Source organism: Giesbergeria giesbergeri, from assembly GCF_054779375.1.
Map to the genome: position 1 here is coordinate 1 of NZ_BAAGYJ010000018.1, position 2345 is coordinate 2345.

2 protein-coding genes and 1 pseudogene are annotated in these 2345 nt (G+C 51.3%); all 3 read left to right on the plus strand.

Going from position 1 to position 2345, the window contains the following annotated elements; translation table 11 throughout:
* A pseudogene (locus ACYVB2_RS15390) lies at positions 1-404 on the plus strand (hypothetical protein); the annotation flags it as partial.
* Between the two features lie 11 nt (positions 405-415).
* Positions 416-970, plus strand: a complete 555-nt coding sequence (locus tag ACYVB2_RS15395; RefSeq protein WP_382434949.1) for a chemotaxis protein CheW — start codon at positions 416-418, stop codon at positions 968-970.
* A gap of 29 nt (positions 971-999) precedes the next feature.
* Positions 1000-2345 (plus strand): HAMP domain-containing protein (locus ACYVB2_RS15400; RefSeq protein ID WP_382434947.1); only part of this gene is annotated, 1346 nt, incomplete at its 3' end.

Here is a 2345-nt window from a genome sequence, read left to right on the forward strand (position 1 = left end):
TGGTGCAAGAGATCACGGCGGCCTCGGAGGAGCAATCTTCTGGGGCGGGGCAAATCAATTCGGCCATCAGCCAGTTGAGCCAAACCACGCAACAGAATGCGTCCAGCTCGGAGGAGTTGGCGGCTACGGCCGAAGAGATGAGTGGCCAAGTGGAGCAATTGCAGCAGACCATGGCCTTTTTCAAGATCAGGGGCAGTGGTCGTCAGGTACGCAAATCGGCCACTGTGGCCCCCACTCTCCGGGCCACAGCCAATGGCACTGTGTATCCCAAACCCAATGGACGTAAATCTGGTAATGCCATGCCCGCCTCTAAAGCCTTTCTGGAGTCGGCTGGTTTAGGCAGTGCAAGCAGTTTGGATAGCACCGATACAGAAATAGACGAAAGCAAGTTCACCAAGTTCTGAAAGGCAGCGCCATGAACCAACTCGTCCAAACCTCGGCCAAATCGGTGAAATTGGGCAGCGCAGGCGCACAAGAACACCAACAATATCTGACGTTTCTGCTCAATGGTGAACCTTTTGCTATCGGCATTCTGTGCATCAAAGAAATCATTGAATACAACGGCTTGACCGAAGTGCCGATGATGCCCGATTGCATTCGTGGTGTGATCAATTTGCGGGGGGCTGTGTTACCTGTGCTGGACTTGGCCGTGCGCTTTGGCAAAAAACCCAGCCCTGTCAGCAAAAAAACCTGTGTAGTGATTGTTGAAGTAAAAACCACCAATGCGAGTTATGACATGGGAGTGGTGGTAGATGCTGTCAATGCAGTGTTAGAAATACCACGCCATGAGATCGAACCAGCACCGGCTTTTGGCAGCAAAATTCACACTGAATTTATTGAAGGCATGGGCAAGGTCAATGGTCATTTTGTCATTTTACTTAATGTGAATGCGGTGTTATCGATCGATGAATTGGGCACTCTGGCCCGCGTAGCAGAATCGGCTGAACCGATGTCTGCTGCCATAGCCTGAATGTGGCAGCAGCCACAAAGGGAAAAACAATGAAAAATGTCTCTATCCGCACACTCCTTGTGTTTTCGTTTGCCGTCATTGTCAGTTTTTTACTGATGATTGCCGCTATTTCTATGTTGTCGTCGTCAGCGGAGAAAGAGGCATCCTTGCGCCAAGAAGAGCGTTATACAGCGTATCTTTTGGCCGATGAATTACGCCAAAGCTCTGACGATCTTACCCGCTTGGCACGTACTTATGTGGTTAGTGGTGGTCTAGCAGAATACGAGCGCCAATACAATGATATTCTGGATATTCGCGATGGAAAAAAACCACGCCCACAAGAATATCAGCGCATTTACTGGGATTTCATCGCAGCAGGACAAAATGCGCCCCGTCCTGCTACAACCGCCGTACCGTTGTTAACCCTGATGCAGCAGGCAGGCTTTAGCAGCGAAGAGTTGGCCAAACTGGCACAGGCCGCGGCCAACTCCAATGAGTTGGTGCAAACGGAAGTCAAGGCGATGAATGCAGTCAAAGGTCTGTACGCCGATAGCCAAGGCCATTACACCATCTCCAAAGCGCCAGACCTGGAGATGGCCAGAACGTTGTTGCACAGTCGAGAATACCATGTGTACAAAGCCAAAATCATGGCTCCTGTGGATGAGTTTTTTGTCTTACTGGACAAGCGCACCGCTACACAGGTAGCGCAAAGTGTGGCTTATTCTCAAACACTCAAAACTTTGCTGCTGGTGACCACAACCCTGGCGGTGGTGGTGTCCTTGTTGTTGGGTTGGCTGTTGTTCAGAAAAATCGTGCCTCCAGTTCGCAAACTGGTAGATGCAGCGCAGAGTATGGCCGAAGGCAAGTTTGACTTCAAACTCAACCATGACAGCCAAGATGAACTGGGTGCCTTGACTCAATCTGTAGGAGCAATGCAGTTGGCAGTGCAAACCATGATGACCGATGCCACTTTGCTCTCTAAAGCGGCGGTGGAAGGCAAACTGGCCACCCGTGCCGATGCCAGCAAACACCAGGGCGATTTCCGCAAGATCGTTCAAGGCGTCAATGACACGCTCGATGCCGTGATTGGCCCGCTCAATGTGGCGGCCAAATATGTCGATGATATTTCGCGCGGTGCCATTCCGGCCAAAATCACCGACACCTACAATGGGGACTTCAATACCCTAAAGAACAACCTCAATACCTGTATTGATGCGGTCAATGCGCTGGTGGTCGATGCCGGTATTTTGTCCAAAGCAGCGGTAGAGGGCAAACTGGCCACCCGTGCCGATGCCAGCAAACACCAGGGCGATTTCCGCAAGATCGTTCAAGGCGTCAATGACACGCTCGATGCCGTGATTGGCCCGCTCAATGTGGCGGCCAAATATGTCGATGA